The organism is Neptuniibacter sp. CAU 1671 (assembly GCF_029222905.1).
In the GTDB taxonomy this organism is placed as follows: Bacteria; Pseudomonadota; Gammaproteobacteria; order Pseudomonadales; family Balneatricaceae; genus Neptuniibacter.
This window is the reverse complement of the sequence record NZ_JARHUE010000002.1, coordinates 230678-254427: the sequence shown is the minus strand read 5'-3', so window position 1 is coordinate 254427 and position 23750 is coordinate 230678. Positions and strand designations below refer to the sequence as shown.

Sequence of the window (23750 nt, the reverse complement as noted above, 5' to 3'; positions counted from 1 at the left end):
GTTCATAGGCTTGGCAGGGCAAGCTCACGCCAGCGGTATTCAACCGGCCAGAGTTTCTGTTTTGTACTGTCATATGCCTGCCACAGGGTGGCGTAAGACTGTTGTTGCCGGGGATGCATCTCATCTGGCGCCAGCTCTGCCAGCGGCAACAGAACAAATGCATTTTTCAGAATTTCATCACGCGGCAGTTCAACACCGTCAATTTCACCCACCCGCTGATCATAGGTCAGAATATCAATATCCAGCGTCCGGCCACTGAACCGTGGCCCCTGACGACAGCGGCCGTTCTCATCTTCTATCTGCTTCAGCAAACGGGACAGTTCGCCAACTGAAAGCGCCGTTGCAAACTCCGCCACCAGATTGAAAAAATTATCCCCGTCAAAACCAACCGCTTCACTCTCATACACAGAGGAGAGTCTCAGTGCGCCAAAGTGGGCTGCCAGCGCATCCAGCGCCTGGGTGATGTGGTAGTCACGCTCAATATTACTGCCAATGCTTACAAACACCTGAGCCATCAGAAGCGCTCTCCCCGCTCGATCTGCACGCCCACGGTTTTCGCCTGAGGCACCGCACCCGGCTTGCCGAGCTTGAGCCTTAACCAACGCACGCCAAACTCATCCTGCAGAATTTCTGCAACCTGCTCAGCCATCGCTTCAAGCAGCAGAAACTCACTGCCTTCGATAAACGTGATCAACCGGTCAGATACCGCTTTGTAGTTAAGCGCGTGTTCGATGTCATCGGTCTCTGCCGCAGGCAGAATATCCACGCCCATCTGCAGATCCAGCGTCACGACCTGACGCACCTGACGCTCCCAGTCGTAAATTCCAATGACCGTTTCAACCCGCAGGTCTTCTATGTACACTAAATCCATCACATCCACCTCTGGTGCACCATGAGCGAACCCGTAACCGACTCGACCATGTTGCTGCTGGGGTTAACCCTGCTGGCCTACCTGTGGGGATCGATCCCCACTGCAGTATTAGTCTGCCATGCGCTGGACCTGCCGGACCCGCGCAGTTTAGGTTCCCGCAATCCGGGAACCAGTAATGTATTGCGTATCGGCACCCGTCAGGCCGCCGCGCTCACCCTGCTGGGCGATCTTGGTAAAGGGCTGTTAGCCCTGCTGCCTGCCATGCTGCTGGAGCTATCACCCCTGGCACGGGCCAGCTGCGCACTCGCAGCAATCATCGGGCACCTGTTCCCAATTTTTTCATCCTTCAGAGGCGGCAAAGGTGTCGCTACCGCCCTCGGTGCCAGCCTGGGGCTTTGCTGGCCGCTGGCCATTGCCCAGATCTTGATCTGGATCGCCATCGTTGCCTACAGCCGCCGCGCCTCTCTCGGCTCGATCAGTGTGGCACTGTTATCACCAATACTGGCCTGGCAGATAGCCCCCGAATATTTATTTACCTTCTGGGCCATCGGGCTGATTCTGGTGCTCTGCCACTGGCAGAATATCCGTAATTTGATGCAGGGCACCGAACCACGCTTTTAGATTGAGTCCAGACTCGACAAGGGCCAGCGCGGTTTGCACTGAATACTCAGGTCACTTCGCTGCCCTGCCACCAGACGCTGACATCCGGCAAGTGCAATCATGGCACCGTTATCGGTACAAAATTCAGGACGGGCGTAAAACAGCTGGGCACGCTCTTTATCCACCATAACCTGCAGCCGTTCTCTCAGGCGGCGATTGGCACTGACGCCACCGGCGATAATCAGGCGCTTGAAACCGGTATGCTGTAAAGCGCGTTTACATTTAATGGCCAGCGTATCCACCACCGCTTCTTCAAACGCAGCAGCAATATCACAGATGGTTTGAGCGTCTATCTGCCCCTCAGCATCACGTTGGGCATTGGCGGTATTCAGGGTAAACGTTTTCAAACCGGAAAAGCTGAAATCCATGCCAGGACGGTCGGTCATCGGACGCGGAAAGGTAAATCGCTGCCGATCACCTTTGAGCGCATGGGCCGCCATCGCAGGACCACCCGGATAACCCAGCCCCAACATTTTGGCCGCTTTATCAAAGGCTTCGCCGGCAGCATCATCCAACGACTCGCCCAGCAGTTCGTATGCGCCAATGCCCTGCACTTTAACCAACTGGGTGTGACCACCCGAAACCAGCAGTGCCACAAACGGAAATTCAGGCGGTTCAGCCTCAAGCATCGGCGCCAACAGATGCCCTTCCATATGGTGCACGCCAATAGCAGGCACACCCCAGGCCAGTGCCAGAGCACGACCGGTTGAAGCGCCCACCATCAACGCCCCGATTAAACCCGGCCCGGATGTATAAGCCACCGCATCCACCTCACCCGGTTTAAGCCCAGCCTGCTGAAACACCTGCTTTAGCAGTGGCAGTAGCTTGAGCACATGATCACGGGAGGCCAGCTCGGGCACCACACCGCCATATTCGGCATGCATTTTCACCTGGCTGAACAGGGCATCGGCCAGCAGGCCTTTGTCGCTGTCATAGATGGCTACGCCTGTCTCATCACAGGAGGTTTCTATCCCCAAAACGCGCATGATCAGTTCCCGAACTCTGTTATCAGGCGGCGGATTATACCCCAGCCGGTTTCAGGGCTGTAGTGATCGACATGAAGTCTTTACAAGCCTACTTGAAAGACATAAAATTCTGCGCCTTGCTCTATAAGCTATAGGGTAAGACTGAAATCCACTAACAACCAAAAGGTGATGTGAAAACATGCCCGCTGTTAAAGTTAAAGAAAACGAGCCATTTGACGTTGCTCTGCGTCGCTTCAAACGCTCTTGCGAAAAAGCCGGTATCCTGGCTGAAGTTCGTCGTCGTGAATTCTACGAAAAACCAACTTCTGTTCGTAAGCGTAAAGCCGCTGCTGCCGTAAAACGTCACGCGAAAAAAGTATCTCGCGAAAACGCTCGTCGCGTTCGCCTGTACTGATTTAACGAGATTTCAGATCCCATCCGGTTAAGGGGAAGCCAACATGTCTGAGCTGAAGCAGCAGATCACCGATGCGATGAAAGCTGCCATGCGCGCCAAAGAAAAGGAGCGCCTCAGCACAATCCGCATGATTATGGCCGAACTGAAACGCGTTGAAGTTGATGAACGCATTGAACTGGATGATGCACGAGTGCTGGCGGTGCTTGACAAGATGAGCAAGCAGCGCCGCGACTCGATCTCGCAATTTGAAGAAGCGGCACGACAGGATCTGGCCGATGCTGAGCGACAGGAGCTGGAGGTGATTAAAACTTTCCTGCCGCAACCGCTAACTGATGAAGAACTATCTGCTCTGGTCACATCTGCCGCCGAGCAATCCGGCGCCAGCAGCATGCAGGACATGGGCAAAATCATGGCCATCCTGAAACCGCAGGTTCAGGGCCGTGCTGATATGGGACAGGTTTCTAAACTCGTCAAAGCTGCCCTCGCAGGTTAAACTTCGGCAGTCTCCCGTTTAAGGGTAAGCATGGCCGGACGTATCCCACAACATTTTATAGACGACCTTTTGGCACGCACCAATATCATTGATGTGCTGGACGGCCGTGTCGATAAGCTAAAGCGCAGCGGCAAAAACTACTCAGGGCTCTGCCCGTTCCATAAAGAAAAAACCCCCTCCTTTACCGCAAATCAGGACAAGCAGTTCTATTACTGTTTTGGCTGTGGCGCCGGCGGTAACGCGCTGGGTTTTCTGATGGAATACGAGCATCTCAGCTTCCCGGAAGCGGTCGACCAACTGGCCAAACAGGCTGGCATGGAGGTCCCGCAAGAAGACAATCCCCAGCAGCGCCAGCAAGATCAGCGTCTTAAAGCTCTGTATGACCTGCTGGAAGAAGCCAACCAGTTCTATCTGCAACAACTTAAATCCAGCACACAGAGCCAGCAGGCCGTTGATTATCTGAAATCCCGCGGCCTGTCCGGACAGATTGCGAAGGCGTTTGATATTGGCTTTGCACCCTCAGGCTGGGATCACCTGAAAGACCACCTAGCCGGAGAAGACCCCGACAAGCTGAACCTGTTGGAACAGGCAGGCATGCTGATCCATAACGAGGAACGCGACAGCCGCTACGACCGGTTTCGCAACCGGATCATGTTTCCCATCCGGGATCAGCGCGGCCGCGTCATCGGTTTTGGCGGTCGAGTGCTGGGAGATGACAAACCGAAATACCTGAACTCCCCGGAAACGCCCACCTTCCACAAAGGACGTGAACTCTACGGACTTTATGAAGCACGCAAATTCAGCAACTCACTGGATCGCCTGCTGATTGTTGAAGGCTATATGGACGTAGTCGGACTGGCCCAATACGGCATTCACTTTGCCGTTGCTACACTCGGCACCGCGACCACGGAACACCATCTGGAGCGAATGTTTAAGATGGTGCCTGAAGTGATTTTTTGTTTTGACGGTGATAATGCCGGACGCGAAGCGGCGAGACGCGCACTGCGCACCACGCTGCCTGTGATCGAAGATGGCAAAGAGGTACGCTTCCTGTTTCTGCCCGAGGGTGAAGATCCGGATAGTCTGGTACGCCAGGAGGGCAAAGAGGCGTTTATGCAACGACTGACTGAAGCCCTGCCTTTGTCTGAGTTTTTCTTCCGCAGCCACAGTGAAGATGCCGATCTGAACAGCATGGATGGTCGCGCCCGCTTCAGCAGTCAGGTATTGCCAGCAATCAACCAGATGAAGCCGAGTTTATTGCAGCAGATGATGCTGGACCGTATCTGTGAACTGACTCACCTTTCACTGGAGCAGATCCAGACCACCATCAATTTTCATCAGGCGCTGCAACCTCACCCAGAACCTACACCGCTGCCATCGAGTGAAGGGCCTGATTATGACTGGGACGAAACACCTGCTGAGTATTTCGACCAGCCACCGCGAAACGAACGCCAACCACAGACCAGCCGGCCATTTAGCTCAAAACCGCGCCTGAGCCAACAACACACCTTTGCTGAAAAACTGGTCGCGCTGTTTTTGCACTTCCCGGCGCTGGCGCGCGAATATAACCTGCCTGTTACTCTGACTCAGCACACATCAGCAGATATCCAGCTGTTACAGCAATTACTTTCATACCTGCGCGATAATCCAGGCGCCAGCATTGGCCAACTCGCTGTCGACTGGCGTGAATCTGTCGACCTTGCTGAAGCCATTGTCCGCCTGTTTGATATTACAACCTCCCTTGAAGTCCACGACGAGGCAGAGGCCCGCAGCTACCTGCAACAAGCCAGCCGAGGCCTTGAAATAATAGCGCTGGAGATGGAAATATCAGCCCTGCAGAAACAACGACAGCTCGGCCCAGATGAGAAAATAAGACTGCTTGATAGCATTCAGCGTCTTAGCAAACTGAAAACCGTCATCAACCCTGACGACCCCACTTAGTGACAAACCTCACTCTCTTAAAAAGAATCATTGCCAGAGCTGTGCAGCCTTGCGCAAACAGTTAAAAACTAGTCTACGTTTAACGTTGAACTCAGGGTTTTTATCCGGCCACGCCTAGCATAACAATCCCACGGCCGCTATAATTGCCTGCTTCGTTTTCCACCAGTTTCGTTACACAGGATCCTATGTCCGATACGTCTCAGCAACAGTCTCGCCTCAAGGAACTGATCGCCCGTGGTAAGGAACAAGGTTACCTTACCTATTCCGAAGTCAACGACCACCTGCCTCAGGACATCGCCGATCCAGATCAGATCGAAGACATTATTCGCATGATCAATGACATGGGTATCTCCGTGTCTGAGGAAGCACCTGACGCAGAAACCCTGTTGATGACCGAAGGCGATTCGGCTGATGAAGCAGATGAAGAAGCCGTGGCCGCACTGGCCGCTGTAGAATCTGATGCCGGCCGCACCACCGACCCGGTGCGCATGTACATGCGCGAGATGGGCACCGTTGAACTGCTGACCCGCGAAGGCGAGATCAGCATTGCCAAACGTATTGAAGAAGGTATCCGGGAAGTAATGTCTGCCCTGGCCTGTTACCCGGGCCTGGTTGATGTTGTTCTGGAAGCCTACGATCAGACACTGATTGAAGAAGGCCGCTTGAGCGATCTTTTCAGTGGTTATATCGACCCGGATGACGGCATTCCTGAAAGCCCGTCAGAAACTGAAGTCAATGAATCAGACGAAATCACTGATGACTCAGATGATGATAGCGATGATTCAGACAGCGACGAAGATGAAAAAGATAAAGGCCCAGATCCAGAAGAGGCTGCCCGTCGCTTTACCCTGCTGCGTGATGCACTGAACGAACTGAATAGCGTACTGAGCAAAAAAGGACGTGACAACAAAGCCTTCGAAACAGCACAGATCGCTGTCAGTGAAGCTTTTGCCCCGATCAAACTCTCACCTCGCTATTACGACGCACTGGTAGGTAATATTCGCGGAGCAATTGACAGCATTCGTGATCAGGAGCGCAGCATTATGCGCATCTGTACACAACGGGCAAAAATGCCACGTAAGTCATTTATCAAAGAGTTTCCGGGTAACGAAACCAACCCTGAATGGTTTGATAAAGTCATTGCTGGCAAACATGAATTCTCGGGCGCCATCCAGGCCAACCTGATCGAGCTCAAACGTGCGCAGAAAAAACTGATCCAGATCGAGCAGGCCGCAGGCATCAGTCTGGCAGAGATCAAAGAAGTCAACCGACGCATGTCGATCGGCGAAGCCCGTGCCCGGCGCGCGAAAAAAGAGATGGTTGAGGCCAACCTGCGTCTGGTTATCTCTATCGCCAAAAAATACACCAACCGCGGCCTGCAGTTCCTGGACCTGATTCAGGAAGGCAACATCGGCTTGATGAAAGCCGTGGACAAGTTTGAATACCGTCGCGGTTACAAATTCTCCACCTATGCAACCTGGTGGATTCGTCAGGCAATCACCCGCTCGATTGCTGACCAGGCACGTACAATCCGTATTCCGGTACACATGATCGAAACCATCAACAAACTGAACCGCATCTCCCGTCAGATGCTGCAGGAGATGGGACGCGAACCAACACCGGAAGAACTGGCAGAACGTATGGAGATGCCAGAAGATAAAATCCGCAAGGTACTGAAAATCGCCAAAGAACCTATCTCTATGGAGACCCCGATTGGTGATGATGAAGATTCCAGTCTGGGCGATTTTATCGAAGACATTACCATCTCTTCACCGATCGACTCTGCAACCGGAGAAGGCCTGCGTGAAGCCACCCGTGAAGTTCTGGCCGGCCTCACTGCACGTGAGTCCAAAGTCCTGCGGATGCGGTTCGGTATCGAAATGAATACCGACCATACGCTGGAGGAAGTGGGCAAGCAGTTTGACGTAACCCGTGAGCGTATCCGTCAGATTGAAGCCAAGGCGTTGCGCAAGCTTCGCCACCCAAGTCGCTCAGAACACCTGCGCGGTTTCCTCGACGAATAATCATACTTTTCAAGATATTGCGCCCATCTACCGGTCTGGTATGATGGGCGCGCTTCTTTCGGGCCTATAGCTCAGTTGGTTAGAGCAGCGGACTCATAATCCGTTGGTCCCAGGTTCAAGTCCTGGTGGGCCCACCACTATAGTAAATTCAGCTTCAAAATCCTCGCCTTGGTCTGTGGTTTTTATTACGATGTATATAAATAAAAGCCAATGAGCACAATGCATGAACAACTATCAATCAGATATAAGACTAGCAATGCAGAATAAAAACATCTGGATAGTAATTTAATTTTCAGTAATCCACTTTGGTACAACCATGCACTCATCCCCCAATTCAAGCATTCACGACTCGGAAAAAGATAGTTTAGATTTACTTACTATTTTTGATGCACTCTGGAGCGAAAAACTACTAATTATTGTAGTAACATTAATTACAATGACTGGGGGTCTTGTATTTGCATTCGTTCAAACACCAGTTTTTAAAGCCACTTTAGAACTTACAACCCCTGCCCCGGCAAACTTGGCACCTCTCACGAAACTGCCTTTGTATGATCAAATAAGTAGTGAAGAACCCCTTATAGATTTTGTTGCAGAGCTACAATCCCCAACAGTTCAAAGAGAATTTATTCATCAAGCTCCTCCTAGCCTCAAACAATCGTTGTATTCAGAGCACTCAGACCTACTTCAATTAGAAGCTCTAAAAGATCGTATCAAGATTAATCACATCAACGCTGACAAATCCCCAGTTATTTCTCCTTGGATAATTACTTTTTTCGCCCCAAACCCTCTAACAGCTGCAGCAGAGCTTGACCGACTTGCCCAAATTGCAACAAAAAGCCTTTTACACAAATATCAGTTGCGCTATGAAAAATCGGTAAAGATTTCTATCGAAAAGATAAATAGCCAGATTCTGCAAGAAGAGAAACAACTAAAAATAGAAAGGCTCAATAAGATTTCCAGACTGGAAGAAGCCCATCAACTGAAAATTAAAGAACTCGAAGATGAAATCAAAGCATCTAAGCAGCTCTACTCCTCTCAACTTCGTGATCAGATTAGGCTCTTGGAAGAAGCCTATGTTACTGCAAAGTCTTTAGGCATTGAGGAACCAACCTATGGCGGAAATACCTTGAGTCCCAATAAAGTTGAAGTTCAGCTCAAGTCGGATTCAGATCCAATATACTTTCGTGGCACACGACGGCTGCAAGAGGAACTAATTCAACTCAAAACCCGTGAAGAAGATTTTTATCCTATTGAAAATCTTCGAAAATTAGAAGCCGAATTAGAAAAAGCAAAACATGATCGAGAAATTGAGATTTTAAAAAATCGTCGGAACGACACTCCGTTTAGTTCAACAATCGAACAATTACAGAAGAGATTAGTACTCCTAGAAACTGAAACATTTCCAGACTACATCCCATTGAATTTTCACAGAGCTCAAGCATCTCCCGACTCTACTATGATAAAGCCAAAAAGAGCATTGATATTAGCAGCATCCTTTTTAATCGGGCTTATATTAGGCACACTAGGCGCCATAGCCGGGTATAGAATAAAAAAACATAAATCAATAAAACAGAGCTGATATAAAGAAAAAATTTAAAATTATCAAATTAGAATATTGACTAATACAGCTACAAATATACTTATGAATTCAACACTAATATTCGCTTTACTAGTCGCTTTTTTGGTAAGCCTAATTTCTATCAAAATACTAGTACCTATAGCTCACAAAGTTGGCCTTGTAGATCAACCCGATGCACGAAAAACCCATCAGGGCGCAATCCCGCTTGTTGGCGGTATAGCAATAAGCATAAGCCTATTTCTGGCAGTCTTTACCCTCACACCCGCCAGCCCGAAAGTCCTGACGATGCTTAATGCCGCAACACTATTGCTGATTGTAGGAGTCATCGATGACTTCAAACCCATAGGAGTTAAAATTAGGATACTTATACAAATAATAGCCAGCGCTATTGTGATCACGTCCACAGACTTACAGATTCATAGTTTAGGCAACCTTTTTGGCTTAGGCGACATTAAACTTGGCTGGCTGTCACTGCCCTTCACAATTATTGCGGTCGTTGGAATAACTAATGCCTTTAACCTTATTGATGGAATTGATGGATTAGCAGGGTCTTTAACTTTAGTGGCTATTTCCGGCATTCTCATATTCCAATTTTCTAACGGAATAGCCAAAAATCTTGAATACATTCTATTACTCTCTGCTGCATTACTCCCCTACCTTTACTACAATCTAAAAGCAAAAAGTAAAATATTTATGGGTGATGCCGGGAGCACATTTATTGGATTTATTATTGCCTGGACATTGATTAATTTATCACAAGGCGAACCAGTAACAATTTCACCAACAAGTGCTTTGTGGTGCGTTGCTATTCCGTTGATTGATACTATTGGCGTTATGTTTCGGAGAATAATTAAACGGCAGTCGCCTTTCAAGCCCGACAGAACCCATTTGCATCACATTCTTATAAGGACAGGCTTGAGTTCAAGAGGAGCACTAGTCGTTTTGGTTTTTTTCAGTAACACATTATTATTGATTGGAATCCTAACAGAACTGCTAGCGCCTGCTTTATCCTTTATTGTTTTTATTGCTGCTTTTACCCTTTACTTATATGGCTTGAGACGAGCCTGGAGATTACAGCGCTTTATAAAAAGATCACGTAGACGAAACGCAAGATGATAAAAAAATTACATTTTTAATCCAAAAATAACTTAAAATAATCCAAGCCTATTATTTCCCATGTATAGCGCCGCATGGCAATTTCCTGCATTGCATTTGCCATCTCCGATCTTCCCTCGTCTGACAAATTCACTATCATCGACCTTAGGTCTGATGCACTCTTAAAATAAAGCGCCTGCTCTTCAGTAGAATAACGATTAAAAACACAATCATATGCCAATACTGGTAGCCTAAAGTGCATCATTTCGACCAAAGAAGGATTAGTCCCTCCTGCTGAGTGCCCATGGATGTATAGCGAGGCATTTTTTCTAATATGCTTCAATACAGCAACATCATAAATCGGATCTATCAATTGAATATTATTGTATTCAGAAAACCTTTTTTTCATAGATTTACCAAACTCAGATCCAGACCAGTTACCTATAAAAACAAGCTGATACTGTTGTAGACGCGCATAGGCATCTAAAATCATCTCAATATTATTTTCAGGCTCTATGCGGCATAACGCCAAAGCATAATTTTCCGGCAAATAACCATCAAATTTTACTTCTGCAATTGATACAGAATGGTCCCCTCCATAAGCAATAACCTCACAGTCACGGTTATAGGTCGTCCTCACATGTTCTGCAATGCCTTCATTATCGGCAATCACCACATCAGAAAACCGAACAGCTAATGCCTCGGATAAGCGCAAAAAACGCTTGGCCGCACCCCGCCATTTTTCACGTTTCCATTCAATACCATCGATATTGGTAACCACTTTGGCAGGCGAAAGAAGCTTGAACAACGGTAAGCCAATAGCTCCCGAAACACCTAATAAAAGGATCGCATCATCACGCCTACGTAGTGCTGAAAACATCGATAAGAGATCATAAGCGATACTGGAAACTCCATTTGCATTTAAACGCAAATAGCGTAGCTCCGCACCTTTATAATACTTGGGTCCTGTCGATGATTTACCACTGCAATACACAGCAAGTCGAATTTCAGCATTATCACGCTGCGCGAAATCGACTAGATTTTCCGCCAATGTTTCAAAGCCACCATAAGCAGCTGGCACACCAACAGTGCCGATAATAGAAATACGTTTCAATTTAAAACCCGTTAATTTTATTACGCACCAAACTGATGCCGTTGATGCTCGATAAGCTTTTGAAGATCATCTTCCCAATTACTCGGTGCAATGGAAAATGCCTGCAGAAGCTTGTCCGAAGCCAGAGTGGAGTTTGCCGGACGGCTCACGGCGGTTGGATAATCTTCAGTTGTGCAGGCATGTAATCGAAAGCCTTCAGACACTAAGCCTTCTGCTTTGGCAAAATCAAGCAGACGGGCAGCAAATCCGTACCAGCTAAGATGAGGCAGTTGCGAAAAATGGTAGGTACCCCAAGGAAAAGAGTCGACAGTATCTTGCGACTGATAGCAAGCAGCAATTTTCAACAGCACATCAGCAATTGCACGTGCACTGGTAGGCCCGCCCCATTGATCATTGACCACACTCAGTTCTGTCCGCTCAGCGGCAAGGCGCAAAATCGTATTCGGAAAACACCTCCCTTGGGGCGAAAAAACCCAGCTTGTTCTGAGAATGATATGACGATCCGTTGCCTTCCGGACAGCACGCTCGCCCGCCTCTTTGCTAGCGCCGTAAACCCCGGAAGGACGAACTGTATCCTCTTCGTCATACGCTCCTTGTTTATCACCCGCGAAAACATAATCAGTGGAGATATGGAATAACGGGATATCCATCTCTTCACAAGTTCTCGCCAGAAACGCCGGGCCCTGCTCGTTTATTGCATACGCATAACACGACTCTATTTCTGCCCGATCAACTGCTGTATAAGCCGCCGCATTGATAACCAAGTCGGGGGCCGCCGTTTTTAATACAGTGAGGACACTTTCACGATCTGAGATATCAAGCTGCTGCCGGTCATAGCCCAGCATATTATAACCAGCCATACTTCCCTGTTGTACCAGGCTTTGCCCCACCTGCCCGGCCGCACCCGTCACTAATATCTTCATTCGCCAACCATTTCCGCTGCAGCCGCCAATTGCTTCAGCGTTGGCAGAGTCTGATCTTTCTGTGACAGTGCCGGTTTGAGAAGCGGCCAATCAATCCCCACATCAGGATCATTCCAAATCAAACCACCCTCATCCTCTGGATAATAGAACTCGGTACACTTATATTGAAAGTCCGCTACCTCAGACAATACACAAAAACCATGGGCATAACCTGGCGGTATCCAGAGCTGGAGATGGTTTTCATCACTCAGTTCAACACCTACATAACGACCAAAAGTGGCTGAGCGCGGATCCACATCAACAGCCACGTCATAGACGGCACCCCGGCTACAACTGACCAACTTGCCTTGAGGGCGGCTTTTCTGCAGATGCAAACCACGCAACACACCCTTTTCCGAACGAGAATGATTGTCCTGAACAAAAGGCAGTTCGATACCGGCATCACGATAACGTTGTACCTGGAAGGTTTCTTTGAAAAAACCACGATGATCACCAAAAACCTGCGGCTCCAATATAAGCACCCCCGGCAATTCAGTCGTTTGCACCTTCATTTTGGCAATCCATCCTCCAGCAATCGAAGCAGATATTGTCCATAACCGGTTTTTGCTAGTGCCTGTGCCTGATCACGAAGCCGTTCAGCACTTAACCAACCCTGTCGAAAAGCAATTTCTTCAAGACAAGCTACTTTCAAGCCCTGGCGGGACTCAATGGTCTGAACAAACTGACCCGCCTCCATCAACGACTCATGCGTGCCTGTATCGAGCCAAGCAAAACCACGCCCCATCAGGCTTACATTGAGTTCACCTAGCTGTAGATAGGCATTATTAACATCTGTAATCTCTAACTCGCCACGGGCACTTGGCTTGATTTGCTTTGCAATCTCGACAACCCGGTTATCATAGAAATACAGTCCGGTGACTGCATAGTTCGACTTTGCCTTCAACGGCTTCTCTTCAATCGAGATCGCTTTACCTTGGCTATCAAATTCGACAACACCGAAACGTTCCGGATCATTTACGTGGTAACCAAACACTGTCGCACCTGTCATCCTGGCGCTTGCTTCGCGCAGCATGGCACTAAAACCATAACCATAAAAAATATTATCGCCCAAGATTAAACAAACTCGCTCCCGGCCTATAAACTCTTCACCAATAATAAACGCCTGCGCCAGGCCGTCTGGCGACGGCTGCTCGGCATAACTCAAATCGATACCAAAATCACTGCCATCTCCAAGGAGTTTTTGAAAATTTGGTAGATCCGCCGGTGTTGAGATAATCAATATCTCCTTGATGCCTGCCAACATCAGCACAGAAAGCGGATAATAGATCATGGGCTTGTCATAAATTGGCAGCATCTGTTTAGAGATGCCTCGCGTAATCGGGTGCAAACGACTGCCTGAACCACCTGCTAAAATAATTCCTTTCATAACATCAACCTTCTATTTTTCCGCAGCGGACCAGGCGATAGCTACCGTTCAACACCCGTTGCCACCACTCAGGGTTATTAAGGTACCACTGCACTGTCTTGCGCAGGCCGCTGGTAAAAGTTTCCTGCGGCACCCATCCCAGATCAGCAGAAATTTTCTGAGCATCAATCGCATAACGCAAATCATGCCCCGGGCGATCACTAACAAACGTTATAAGATCACGGTATTTCTTAACCCCGGCAGGTTTATCAGGTTGCAGCTCTTCAAGCAGATCACAAAGCGCCTCAACCACTTCAAGATTGCGCTTTTCATTATGTCCGCCAATATTATAGGTCTGGCCCACGCTAGCCTTTGTCGCAACCAAAACTAGAGCCCGAGCGTGATCTTCAACATATAACCAGTCCCGCACTTGAGCGCCATCGCCATAAACTGGCAAAGGCTTGCCAGCTAAAGCATTCAGTATCATATGCGGGATAAGTTTTTCCGGAAAATGGAAAGGTCCGTAGTTATTTGAACAGTTCGTTATCACAACCGGCAACCCAAAGGTACGATGCCAGGCCCTGACTAAATGATCGGAACTTGCCTTGGATGCCGAGTAGGGCGAACTTGGCGCATAAGCCGTCGTTTCGGTAAACAGGCTATCGGGCCCCTCCAGATCACCATACACTTCGTCCGTTGAAATGTGATGAAACCTGAAAACCGCCTGCTTATCTACCGGCAGGCCCGACCAGTAAGCCCGCGCAGATTCCAATAACTGGTAGGTACCCAATATATTAGTCTGTATAAATTCAGCCGGTCCTTCAATGGAGCGATCAACATGACTTTCAGCAGCCAAGTGCATAATAATATCGGGCTGAAATAACTCCAAAGCGTCATCCACCGCCCCCCGATCGCAAATGTCCCCCTGCACAAATCGATAACGCGGTGAACCAGTAACACATGCCAGAGAATCAAGATTTCCTGCATATGTTAATTTGTCAAAATTCAATACCTTATGCGGGGTTTCCTGGATAATATACCTAATCACGGCCGAGCCAATGAACCCGGCACCGCCCGTTACTAAAATTTTCATATTTTAATATTTAACCTCAATCAGTCAGCCCAGACTGACCTTATATAATATCTCACCCTGCCACCGGCTTTGCCCGAGAACCCAAAGAAAGTAACTACAGAACCCGCATAATCTCAGCAGCAAAACGATCAGGTGAAAACTTCTCAGCTTTACGCTGAGCGGCAAGAGACATCTTTTCCAGCAACTCAGGCGACTCATATAAACCGATAATAGCCGCAACCAGCGCCTCAGTGTCGCGACTATCAATCAGATAGCCATCAACACCATCATCAACAATTTCAACCGGGCCGCCCACGGGAGGTGCAATCACCGGCTTACCAAATGCAAAGGCCTCAGCAATCGTCAATCCGAAGGTTTCGATCCACTGCTCCACCAGTGACAAGTTCACCACAATATCGGCCCGCTGATAAAAATCACTCGGGTCAGAAACGGAGTCAGCTATCTGAAGGCTGGCAAGGTCACTATGCTGCTGCCGGAAAGACTGGACCATAGATGGTTCTTCATTTAGCAGCAGCACCCATTTTACCGGCAACGGATTGAGTTTTTTTGCCAACGAGAGGAACACTTCAACGCCCTTATACTCCCTCAGCGAAGCTGGCATCAGTACGGTGAAGCCTGAATGCACAGGCACCGGCATATGAGCCTTATCCCAGATATTCCGGCTTACAGCATTATAAACAACAACGGTATTAGTACAGCCCGGCGAGACAGCGGTACGTTGATACGCTGATACATAAATCTGTTGATCAGCAAGCCGATCCGCAATCCACATAAGGCAACGAAACAGAACTGGTGGTGATAATGACACTTCGTGAATGTGGTAAATCACTCGCTTACGAAACAGGCGACCATACAGCGCAGCCGCAAAAGGCAATACCGTGTTGATATAAACCACCTCACTGCGCCAAGCGCAACGACTGCAGCATAACCTGAAAAACAGACTTACCTGACTCAATAGGTAAGCAAACAACACCAACCATTTATTAAAAAATTTATGGTAAAAATAACGATAGGTTGTGATCTCAACAGTATCCAGAACACCACGACCTGCTGAACCAACAAACAGCGAAACCGGCTGAGACTCAGCAACAACAGCCTCTATAACAGACTTCAAAACCCGGGGACTCCCGGAGCTGTCATTATACAGGTGAACAAAAATCATGCGCAGCCTCTTGCCCGCACCACTTTAGCTGGCACCCCGGCCAGAACAAGATTATTACCAAACTGCCCAGTCACAACAGCTCCTGCAGCGACAACACAGCCATCCCCAATAACCGACCCATCTAGAAAAGTCACCTTTGCGCCAATCCAACAGTCACAACCAATTCTGATCCCTTTTCTACTTACTCCCTGCAACCGGATAGGAATCTGAGAATCATCAAAATGATGATTCTCAGGATGAATACTCAAATAGCTGCCAGTAATGGTGTTATCGCCTATGAAAACTCCACCAGCCCCCCCAATATGAGCAAAATCTCCAATGCCCACGTTATCCCCAATTCTGATAGAGTTACCCAGATCACTTAATGAACCGGACACACGGATAAGAGAAAAATCTCCGATCTTGCTGGAATGCCCAACCACTAGGCCACTTTTTGAAAGGCAATCCACTTGGCAAAACATACCAATTTCAACGCCCTTGCCTGGAAAAAACTGTTTCACACAGTGAATTCGCGTAGCTCTTCCTACATATACCATTTTCTGGGATAGAAGGGCTCCTCGAAATAACGAAATAGCCTTACGCAATGACAAACCGAAAAGATAAGCAAGGGGGACATTTGGGTCTAACGTAACTTCCCTACCCTTAAGCGAGGACATTATATGCAGAAAGGCTCGTCTTATCATTTTATTGTCTCATCACTAAAACTCGTTAAAATAAAATACGCTAGTGCCACAAATACAGCCATCAAGGTAAGATTCATCCCATTTTGCATAACATGACCAGCCACTGCAGAATGACCAAAAACAAGAAGCCACACAAAACATAAAAAATATTTCTTCCTCATAAAAAACAAAAAAACAAAATAAATAAAGAAAGAAAAATATAAACAAACACCAATCAAGCCATACATAAAGAAAATATCAGCCAAATCGCTTTCCAGTGTATCAAAAAAAACAACCGAATCACACACTCGAAAGGAACAATAAAAACCCTTCCCAAACAAAAAATTCAAAAAACCCGGAGAGCTTCCCATATAAACCAACCAGGCATCATAAAAATAATCATTACGACCACTGGTAATAAATGTAAGGAAATCAGGCGAAGAGTTATAACGAGACACAATAACATCAAAAAAACGATTAAGCTTCCCACCAAATAAAATCAAAAATCCAAAAACAATAGGAAACAGGACAAAAAGCATAAACCCAAAATATCTAAAACAAAAATACGAAATTATTACAATCCCCCCCAAAAGCCAGGCAGTTTTGGAGCCAATTAAAAATATAGCGAGCAAACCAAAAAAAATTCCAACACGCACATATAAACCATTATTAAGACCTGCATGAAAAATATACAATAACAGCAGAGTTGAAACCCCTAAATTCAAACCAAGCCCATTTCCTGATGCAAAATATCCCTTAGTTCCAAACCCCCAGCCATAAGTACTAAATCCAGTATCTGTAATAAATGCAAAAACCAGACTTAAAGCGATCAAAATGACGCTGCATGCCATATATTTAAATATAATACCTGCCATTCTCGACTTATAAAGCTCCACTAAGAAAGCATATAGCATGCAAAGATATATAATTCTCGAGAAAAAAATAATCCCATAGGAATAAGCCAATAAACTTTGATGAAAGAAAACGTGAACTGTTTCAATAAACAAAAGGAATATTGGCAAAATTGCCCAAACAGGCCGAACACCAACCGCGAGCCTAAAAAACAATAACGGCAGAAGAATCGCGCGAAAAATCTGAGATGGCGATCCAAATCCACCCTCTGTCAAAGATGACGAAAGCACAAGCCAACCCGTGACCATATCTGCAAAAGGCAAAAAAATAAAAACATATGCCAGCAGAAAGTGATCATAAGGGGCACAGAAGAAGCGACTTTCTGGCGATTCGAATTTTAGCGTCACGCGATGAGCACCATACTAATTTGAGGCACTAGACAACGCATCGAGTAAAAAACGTTGAGAGCCTGAAATAACTTCTCGAAGACGAATATAAACATCTTCAAAGTCTATATTTTCATTCGCCGCCTTATCCGCCATATTCTCATCTAAAAACGCCAACATAAAACGATGTGATAAGCCAACAGCATCCAACAACTCAATGAGTCTGATATTTTGTTTATCCGAAAAACAGTCACGCGCCAACGTCAAGAACTGAACTTGTTTTATTAGAGAAAAAACAGTTCCATGAAAAGAGTTTGTAATCATAAAACTGCATTTTTCAATCAGTCCAAGCAACTCTTCAGGCGAAGGACATATCAAATTAGGCATCCACCTATCATCAACTCCTTCAGGAGCAACGACAACTACTTCAAGCCCCTTTTCACGGGACAGATGTTCTACAACGGAAAAAAACCACTCAGCAAGTGTCTTATCCTGGCTCAGAAAATACACTAACAAATAATTATTTCTTGGCACTACTTCATAAGATGAAATTTCGCTGTAGTTCGATATCAATAATGTAGGGTCAACAACTTTGACAGCGGAACGCCCCACCAAAGTGTGAACGATTTCACATCCATTACTCTCACGACAGGAAATGGCATCAAACTGGCTAACACAGCCACTGAATTTCTTATGGAGATATGGCTCTAACTTAGATTTCCCAAAGCTCGGCGCATAAGAAATCAGCTTTCCTGAATAACGATCCCGATCAACAAAACCAAGCAGATAGGCATCCGAAGTAAACACAAAGTCGGCAGCCCATACCTGGTCACTGCCAACAATGAATGCATCAAATTCTTCAACAGAACTTCGCAAGTCCGCATACAGGTATTCATGCTGACTAACCCGCAGATACTTATCCCTGAAGTTATTGAATATGGCGTGATTACTCGTATGACATGAACTGCTTTTTCGCAACTTCAAGCGTTTTACAAGAAAATCTATATTCAGCAAGTTTTTCTGCAGAATCTTTTGGACCGATAGAATCGGATGCCTCAGAATACGGCTGAGACAAACGGCTTCCATCCTGTAATCCAATATACAGGGTTCATATCCATGCAAAGATAAGAATTTTTGCAACGCGTAAGCCTGATAGACAGCCCCATAATTATTCGACCAATGCAGTGTCAGTACTGCAACTTTAGGCTTCATTATGAGCAGACTCCTGATCCAGTGTGTCAAAATATTTAACCACCAGTTCATATACTGCCGTTAAATCAGATTCAGATGGTGTCGCTCTGTGCGGTTCAATACTGGTTACAAACAAAGGCCAATGTGACTTAATACTAAGGATATCGCCTCGCATGATTAACTGCAAAGCAGTATTAGATTTTGTCGGTCTAAATTCCTGCAGCAGCCTGTCAGCCTGATCGTTTGTCAGACACCCATCAGGGAGATCAAATACAATATCAGGAAACCATGTTCCCGGTTGAGAAAATCTTTCAGTCGCAGCCCGAGCACTGATATTATGCTGTCGCAAAATATCATTCGCTTTCAGCAACTCAAGAACATCACACACTAAGGCCTGTTTTTCTTCTGCTTTAACCGGGCCGCCGAAACGATCCATATCATTCACGTAAAGACCATGCCGCCAGTCACCAAAACTTTTGCAAAATACTTTTGTACGCCCGACGTCAAAGCCAAAACCACCGACACTTTGTGCGCTTTTACTCACATTCTTTTTCAAAAACGCTTTAAGCCAGAAAGGTACCACCCGCTTCAGCAATGCTACCGATTTTTTAAGCACACTATTTTTCTTGCTTTTAAAAAATAAACCAGCCTCCTCCAGCAGCACATTAGGGTTGAAAGTAGACTTGCGTATTTCGGTACCATGATCAGATACAAACATAAAATCTGCATCTGGATACGCCTGCTTCAGAGCAAGTATTTCTTTATCAAAGGCTCGGTAATACGCCTCAAGGGCGGATAATGTCGCCTGATCTTTTGTATTTTCAGGATTCTGTATCCGCACCTGTTCCGTATGCAAAAAGGTTTCTGCAAACACAGCTGCGGTTTTATAAACAATAAAGCCGAAATCGACCTCAAAGCGTTTATCCAGCTCAAGAAATGCCTGGGTACGTAAGTGATTTTTCCTCTGTAGTTGCGTGAAAATATCCAGAGCATTTTTTTTATTCTTATCCACAACCAGTTGATATAGGCGCTGATCCACAATATAGCCGTGTTCAGACAACAAGGAGACAATCTCCTGCGGGTAACACAACTCTGGAGTAGCCGATTCAGTGACCGGAGCACCACCACCGCCACCTGAAACAAAAAAACCACTGACCTCCGGCGCGGGAAAAGTGGTTGGCAAGTTCATCACCCCCACCTTATAGCCCAGTTTATTTACTGCATGCCACAAGGGCACAACCTTGCCAGAGTTCACGCCACTATCACTGAATTTAAACTCAAGACTCCAGTCCAAAGTACCTCGACAGGAGGGCTTATCATACATAGCCGAAGTGATTGCCGCATGTTGTCCTGTGGCAATTTCCAGCCAGCCACGACTGAGCAGATCATTTTTGATTTTATATTGATGCTGAGTTTCTATCATGGACTGAATGACCGGAGTCCATCCGCGCTTAAAGGCTTCGATATGCGCCCCATCCATCCCTATCATCAGTAATTTCAAGCTTTTCTCCTTACAGCATTACCCAGACACACCAAAAATGCAGCGCTTTCCACATTCAATTTCTTTTTGACTGTATGTCTCAAATGTACATTCCAGCACAGGTAGGCTGCCAAGTATGCGATACCTGCCCCCGCCAACCCCTTGAAGGGTATCAAAAAAACCGATGTAATCAGCAATATCGCTATTGATAAAGTTAGACCAATCACCACATCGCGATGGTTTTTAGTCATATTTAAAATAACCCCCGCCGATCCGGACAATACATTGATAAGCTGTCCAAGTAATATATATATGACCAGATCTGCAGCACCGGCATATGCTTCGCCAAAAATAAACACGACAAGCTGCTCTCTAAAAATATAAAGCACGCCGCAAAAAAAAGTTGTCGCAAATTGATTAGGTAATGAATACGAATTTAATGCATGCTGAAATGCCTGCATATTGCCCGAGGCATAATAACCCGCCAAGATGGGCTGCAATATAATATTAACAACAGTTAATCCAAAACCGGCTACAACGCCAAATTGCAACGCTACTCTGTAAACCGCAACGTCCTCAGGTGTCATATAAAACGCAACCAAGAGAATATCCAGATTGGACAATAGAATTTGCATAGCACCGGCAAGCGTAAGATAGGCCAACCCGCCTTCTATATAAAACAGCTTCCAGTCCGATGTTTGAATGGGTGAATTGTAAACTGTGCGTCTAAAACCGGCATACCACTTGCAAACCATTGCCACTAGAGTGACTGCTACCAGATATGCCAGGTAAACCCACAACTCGGGAGGCTGGTCTAAACAAACCAGAATGAAGCTAATCGCTGAAAAGACCATAAATGGTTTGAGTAAGAATTCAAAAAAAACACCCGTTTTTCTTTTACCCAAACCCCTCCAATACGCGCTGATATTCTGAATAAGAGCACTCGGAAACAGCGTCAGCAAGAACACAGCCAAATGGATATACAGCCAGTCACCCGACTGAAACCATGAACCCAGCAAGAACACGCCACAAACAATAAAAACCACCAGGGAATAATAACCACTCAGCCGTATAAGCTTATTCATCATACGGCCAAGAAATTCGTCCTGTTCCTGATGCTGTGCGGTTTCACGCACAATGTATGTTGATAAGCCACTCAGCAACGGGATACTCAAAAGCATCATAATGGAGAACAGCGTACTATATTCTCCAAATGCTTCAGCCCCGGCATAACGCGCCAACACAACGGACAAGAAGAAGGTAAAGAGTAAGCCGCCGCCCCTCACCCCAGCCACAAAGGCCATCGCAAGTAATTTTCTAACCACAGATACCTTAAAACCTAAACTTCATGACATGTGCGTTGTTTTAAAAAAACACGCAATCCACTCTATTGATATGGATTGCTTCCGCTTTAAATTGTTAAAAACCCCCACCCATAAAACAAGGTAAATTGATCAAAACCGCCGCAAGGACCTATGGCTATTACTTTGTGTGGCATATGGGGTGTCCAGCCGCCACTGCTGGCTGGTCGTGTTTATCGAGCCAATCCACATGGGTATCGGTTGCAACATATTCTTTCACAGCATCCATAAGTATTTGTTTGGCTTTTGCTCCATCAAAAGCGTCTACCGCCATGTTTATTTCCTCTAACACCCCTATAAGATGATCGTGCTCCATTAACGACTCATTCGCCTTAAGGATTTTCGGGTGCTCGGTAGGTTCTTCTGCCTCACCGATCAGCAGTTCTTCATACAACTTTTCACCTGGGCGCAAACCAGTAAATAGCAGCTCGATTTCTCCCTCAGAGCTACCGGAAGTTTTAACTGAATGCCCAGACAACTGAATCATTCTCTCCGCCAGATCGACAATCTTCACAGCGTCACCCATGTCCAACAGAAATACTTCGCCACCCTCCGCCATGGAGCCTGCCTGAATCACCAACGAAGCAGCCTCCGATATCGTCATAAAATACCGCGTAATTTCAGGATGGGTGACCGTTACCGGTCCCAACGCTTCAATTTGTCGTTTGAACAGAGGCACCACAGAACCGGATGATCCGAGCACGTTACCAAACCGAACCATAGAGCAGATCATCGACTGCTGACATCTGGCGGCATCCTGCACAATCATCTCTGCCATACGTTTTGTCGCCCCCATCACATTGGTCGGGCGAACCGCCTTATCGGTTGACACCAAAATAAACCGATTCACACCAGTACTGACTGCAGCAGATACAACTACCTGAGTGCCCAGCACATTGTTTCTCACTCCATTGACTATATTATGCTCAACCATAGGGACGTGTTTGTAGGCTGCTGCATGGTATACCGTGTCAATGTTGAAACGCTGCATTACCCTTTGCATAAATACTGGATCTACAACCGACCCAAGCAGTGATGACACTGCGACATTATCAGTTTTGCCTGCAAGGAGCTTCTGAATATCCTGGTCAATGCTGTAGAGGGCATATTCATTGCTATCAAGCAATATAATATGGCTCGCTCCGTATCGAGCCACCTGCCGGGCAATTTCAGAACCAATCGACCCACCAGCACCGGTAATAAGAACATTTTTCTGACTAACACTCTTCTCAATCAACGACTGAATGGGGGGCACGGGATCACGCCCCAGAAGATCTTCAATCTGGACATCCCGTAGAGCACTTAAAGACTTCCCCGAAACAAGCTCAGGTAGAGACGGTACCGTTTTTACCTTAACCGGAAAACGGCCCAGATAATCCAGAATCTGACGTTTCCGTTCTTTGGACGCTCGGGGTATGGCCAGTAAAATATGTTGAACTCGATTTTGTTCAATGAGCGACTCCAGACCCGCCGCATCAAAGACCTCAAAACCAGCAACCGTATTGCCCTGCAAACGGGGATTATCGTCAATAAAACCTACCGGAGAGTATGAGCCACTTCCTTTCAAAGCACTAATCAACTGAACACCTGTTGATCCAGCACCATAGACAAGCACAGGTTCTGATTTTATGTATTGAGTGATAAGCCAATAATAATAGTTACGCACCAGCAGCCTGGAACCACCCACATATACCAGTGCCACCATCGCAAAAATGATAGGGACAGAACGGGGGAAAATAGGCAGATCAAATATAAGGACAACGGCGTACATTGATACTGATGCCAATGCAACGCCCTTGATCACTTGATAAACAGCTTGCAGCGTCATGAATCTGACAACAGCTCGGTATAGACCAAAATATGCGAACGCAGCAACACCAACTAGCGGGGTAATCAGAAAAATCAGCACTGCCGGATAAAGGTATTCATCTGGCCACCAGTCCGAAAGTCTCAGTGCATAAGAAGACCAAATCGCAAGAGGCAACATAAACAAGTCACCCAATACCATCAGCGCTTTCTTTGCAGGTCTGGATGTGCTGACAACAAAATTATTGATGAAGCCTTTTTTATCTGTCATT

The 23750-nt window shown here is 46.7% G+C and carries 22 protein-coding genes and 1 tRNA gene; 8 read left to right on the top strand and 15 right to left on the bottom strand.

Annotated features, from left to right (window positions below):
- Nucleotides 1-2: 2 nt before the first annotated feature.
- Both folK and folB read right to left on the bottom strand, forming a co-directional pair.
- Entirely contained in the window at nt 3-515 is a 513-nt protein-coding gene (folK, locus tag P2G53_RS05145) for a 2-amino-4-hydroxy-6-hydroxymethyldihydropteridine diphosphokinase (protein WP_275814778.1), read from the bottom strand.
- Nucleotides 515-871, bottom strand: coding sequence for a dihydroneopterin aldolase (gene folB, locus P2G53_RS05140; RefSeq protein WP_275814775.1), 357 nt, complete (start codon nt 869-871; stop codon nt 515-517). The genes folK and folB overlap by 1 nt, the downstream gene beginning before the upstream one ends.
- A gap of 21 nt (nt 872-892) precedes the next feature.
- Here folB and plsY point away from each other — a divergent pair, with 21 nt between their 5' ends.
- Nucleotides 893-1492, top strand: a complete 600-nt coding sequence (gene plsY / locus P2G53_RS05135; RefSeq protein WP_275814773.1) for a glycerol-3-phosphate 1-O-acyltransferase PlsY — start codon at nt 893-895, stop codon at nt 1490-1492.
- Here plsY and tsaD read toward each other — a convergent pair.
- On the bottom strand, nt 1489-2517 hold the full coding sequence (gene tsaD / locus P2G53_RS05130; RefSeq protein WP_275814770.1) for a tRNA (adenosine(37)-N6)-threonylcarbamoyltransferase complex transferase subunit TsaD: 1029 nt from the start codon (nt 2515-2517) through the stop codon (nt 1489-1491). The genes plsY and tsaD overlap by 4 nt on opposite strands.
- A 178-nt stretch (nt 2518-2695) precedes the next feature.
- Here tsaD and rpsU point away from each other — a divergent pair, with 178 nt between their 5' ends.
- The 7 genes from rpsU to wecA all read left to right on the top strand — a co-directional run bounded on the left by rpsU (nt 2696) and on the right by wecA (nt 10064).
- Nucleotides 2696-2911, top strand: coding sequence for a 30S ribosomal protein S21 (rpsU, locus tag P2G53_RS05125; protein ID WP_275814767.1), 216 nt, complete (start codon nt 2696-2698; stop codon nt 2909-2911).
- 43 nt (nt 2912-2954) lie between these two features.
- The gene (locus P2G53_RS05120; RefSeq protein ID WP_275814764.1) at nt 2955-3404 is read left to right on the top strand and encodes a GatB/YqeY domain-containing protein; all 450 of its coding nucleotides are present in this window, start codon (nt 2955-2957) and stop codon (nt 3402-3404) included.
- Nucleotides 3405-3434: 30 nt separating this feature from the next.
- Nucleotides 3435-5345, top strand: a complete 1911-nt coding sequence (gene dnaG / locus P2G53_RS05115) for a DNA primase (RefSeq protein WP_275814761.1) — start codon at nt 3435-3437, stop codon at nt 5343-5345.
- A 185-nt stretch (nt 5346-5530) separates the two neighbouring features.
- Nucleotides 5531-7369: an RNA polymerase sigma factor RpoD gene (rpoD, locus tag P2G53_RS05110; RefSeq protein WP_275814759.1), complete on the top strand. Its 1839-nt coding sequence runs from the start codon at nt 5531-5533 to the stop codon at nt 7367-7369.
- Between the two features lie 60 nt (nt 7370-7429).
- Nucleotides 7430-7506 (top strand) — tRNA-Ile (locus tag P2G53_RS05105).
- A gap of 179 nt (nt 7507-7685) precedes the next feature.
- Complete coding sequence (locus P2G53_RS05100; protein ID WP_275814756.1) at nt 7686-8948, top strand: Wzz/FepE/Etk N-terminal domain-containing protein; 1263 nt, start codon at nt 7686-7688, stop codon at nt 8946-8948.
- 63 nt (nt 8949-9011) lie between these two features.
- A complete protein-coding gene (wecA, locus tag P2G53_RS05095) occupies nt 9012-10064 on the top strand; it encodes a UDP-N-acetylglucosamine--undecaprenyl-phosphate N-acetylglucosaminephosphotransferase (protein WP_275814753.1) in 1053 nt (350 codons plus the stop codon).
- A gap of 16 nt (nt 10065-10080) precedes the next feature.
- On the opposite strand, the gene P2G53_RS05090 is transcribed toward wecA, so the two are convergent.
- The 12 genes from P2G53_RS05090 to P2G53_RS05035 form a co-directional block, all read right to left on the bottom strand.
- Nucleotides 10081-11157, bottom strand: coding sequence for a DUF1972 domain-containing protein (locus P2G53_RS05090; RefSeq protein ID WP_275814750.1), 1077 nt, complete (start codon nt 11155-11157; stop codon nt 10081-10083).
- Between the two features lie 20 nt (nt 11158-11177).
- Nucleotides 11178-12080, bottom strand: coding sequence for a dTDP-4-dehydrorhamnose reductase (gene rfbD, locus P2G53_RS05085; protein ID WP_275814747.1), 903 nt, complete (start codon nt 12078-12080; stop codon nt 11178-11180).
- Nucleotides 12077-12631: a dTDP-4-dehydrorhamnose 3,5-epimerase gene (rfbC, locus tag P2G53_RS05080; RefSeq protein WP_275814744.1), complete on the bottom strand. Its 555-nt coding sequence runs from the start codon at nt 12629-12631 to the stop codon at nt 12077-12079. The genes rfbD and rfbC overlap by 4 nt, the downstream gene beginning before the upstream one ends.
- Nucleotides 12628-13506: a glucose-1-phosphate thymidylyltransferase RfbA gene (rfbA, locus tag P2G53_RS05075; protein WP_275814741.1), complete on the bottom strand. Its 879-nt coding sequence runs from the start codon at nt 13504-13506 to the stop codon at nt 12628-12630. The genes rfbC and rfbA overlap by 4 nt, the downstream gene beginning before the upstream one ends.
- A 4-nt stretch (nt 13507-13510) precedes the next feature.
- Nucleotides 13511-14578 (bottom strand): dTDP-glucose 4,6-dehydratase, encoded by a 1068-nt coding sequence (gene rfbB / locus P2G53_RS05070; protein ID WP_275814736.1) that lies wholly within the window; start codon nt 14576-14578, stop codon nt 13511-13513.
- Nucleotides 14579-14672: 94 nt separating this feature from the next.
- Nucleotides 14673-15692, bottom strand: a complete 1020-nt coding sequence (locus P2G53_RS05065; protein WP_275814733.1) for a glycosyltransferase family 4 protein — start codon at nt 15690-15692, stop codon at nt 14673-14675.
- Between the two features lie 44 nt (nt 15693-15736).
- Nucleotides 15737-16240 (bottom strand): acyltransferase, encoded by a 504-nt coding sequence (locus P2G53_RS05060; RefSeq protein ID WP_275814730.1) that lies wholly within the window; start codon nt 16238-16240, stop codon nt 15737-15739.
- 179 nt (nt 16241-16419) lie between these two features.
- Nucleotides 16420-17661 (bottom strand): O-antigen ligase family protein, encoded by a 1242-nt coding sequence (locus P2G53_RS05055; RefSeq protein ID WP_275814727.1) that lies wholly within the window; start codon nt 17659-17661, stop codon nt 16420-16422.
- A 15-nt stretch (nt 17662-17676) separates the two neighbouring features.
- Nucleotides 17677-18852 carry a polysaccharide pyruvyl transferase family protein gene (locus P2G53_RS05050; protein WP_275814724.1) on the bottom strand — a complete coding sequence of 392 codons (1176 nt, stop codon included), beginning with the start codon at nt 18850-18852 and terminating at the stop codon, nt 17677-17679.
- The gene (locus tag P2G53_RS05045) at nt 18842-20332 is read right to left on the bottom strand and encodes a hypothetical protein (protein WP_275814721.1); all 1491 of its coding nucleotides are present in this window, start codon (nt 20330-20332) and stop codon (nt 18842-18844) included. The genes P2G53_RS05050 and P2G53_RS05045 overlap by 11 nt, the downstream gene beginning before the upstream one ends.
- Nucleotides 20329-21615: an oligosaccharide flippase family protein gene (locus P2G53_RS05040; RefSeq protein ID WP_275814718.1), complete on the bottom strand. Its 1287-nt coding sequence runs from the start codon at nt 21613-21615 to the stop codon at nt 20329-20331. The genes P2G53_RS05045 and P2G53_RS05040 overlap by 4 nt, the downstream gene beginning before the upstream one ends.
- Before the next feature lie 178 nt (nt 21616-21793).
- A complete protein-coding gene (locus tag P2G53_RS05035; protein ID WP_275814715.1) occupies nt 21794-23749 on the bottom strand; it encodes a nucleoside-diphosphate sugar epimerase/dehydratase in 1956 nt (651 codons plus the stop codon).
- Nucleotide 23750 lies beyond the last annotated feature (1 nt).

What these genes read in the sequence shown, in the direction of transcription:
- folK (WP_275814778.1), bottom strand. Translation starts at nt 515, where the DNA reads ATGGCTCAGGTGTTTGTAAGCATTGGCAGTAATATTGAGCGTGACTAC.
- rfbC (WP_275814744.1), bottom strand. Translation starts at nt 12,631, where the DNA reads ATGAAGGTGCAAACGACTGAATTGCCGGGGGTGCTTATATTGGAGCCG.
- tsaD (WP_275814770.1), bottom strand. Translation starts at nt 2,517, where the DNA reads ATGCGCGTTTTGGGGATAGAAACCTCCTGTGATGAGACAGGCGTAGCC.
- P2G53_RS05040 (WP_275814718.1), bottom strand. Translation starts at nt 21,615, where the DNA reads ATGGCCTTTGTGGCTGGGGTGAGGGGCGGCGGCTTACTCTTTACCTTC.
- rpoD (WP_275814759.1), top strand. Translation starts at nt 5,531, where the DNA reads ATGTCCGATACGTCTCAGCAACAGTCTCGCCTCAAGGAACTGATCGCC.
- rfbA (WP_275814741.1), bottom strand. Translation starts at nt 13,506, where the DNA reads ATGAAAGGAATTATTTTAGCAGGTGGTTCAGGCAGTCGTTTGCACCCG.
- wecA (WP_275814753.1), top strand. Translation starts at nt 9,012, where the DNA reads ATGAATTCAACACTAATATTCGCTTTACTAGTCGCTTTTTTGGTAAGC.
- rfbB (WP_275814736.1), bottom strand. Translation starts at nt 14,578, where the DNA reads ATGAAAATTTTAGTAACGGGCGGTGCCGGGTTCATTGGCTCGGCCGTG.
- P2G53_RS05100 (WP_275814756.1), top strand. Translation starts at nt 7,686, where the DNA reads ATGCACTCATCCCCCAATTCAAGCATTCACGACTCGGAAAAAGATAGT.
- dnaG (WP_275814761.1), top strand. Translation starts at nt 3,435, where the DNA reads ATGGCCGGACGTATCCCACAACATTTTATAGACGACCTTTTGGCACGC.
- plsY (WP_275814773.1), top strand. Translation starts at nt 893, where the DNA reads ATGAGCGAACCCGTAACCGACTCGACCATGTTGCTGCTGGGGTTAACC.
- P2G53_RS05120 (WP_275814764.1), top strand. Translation starts at nt 2,955, where the DNA reads ATGTCTGAGCTGAAGCAGCAGATCACCGATGCGATGAAAGCTGCCATG.
- folB (WP_275814775.1), bottom strand. Translation starts at nt 871, where the DNA reads ATGGATTTAGTGTACATAGAAGACCTGCGGGTTGAAACGGTCATTGGA.
- P2G53_RS05035 (WP_275814715.1), bottom strand. Translation starts at nt 23,749, where the DNA reads ATGACAGATAAAAAAGGCTTCATCAATAATTTTGTTGTCAGCACATCC.
- P2G53_RS05050 (WP_275814724.1), bottom strand. Translation starts at nt 18,852, where the DNA reads ATGAAGCCTAAAGTTGCAGTACTGACACTGCATTGGTCGAATAATTAT.
- rpsU (WP_275814767.1), top strand. Translation starts at nt 2,696, where the DNA reads ATGCCCGCTGTTAAAGTTAAAGAAAACGAGCCATTTGACGTTGCTCTG.
- rfbD (WP_275814747.1), bottom strand. Translation starts at nt 12,080, where the DNA reads ATGAAGATATTAGTGACGGGTGCGGCCGGGCAGGTGGGGCAAAGCCTG.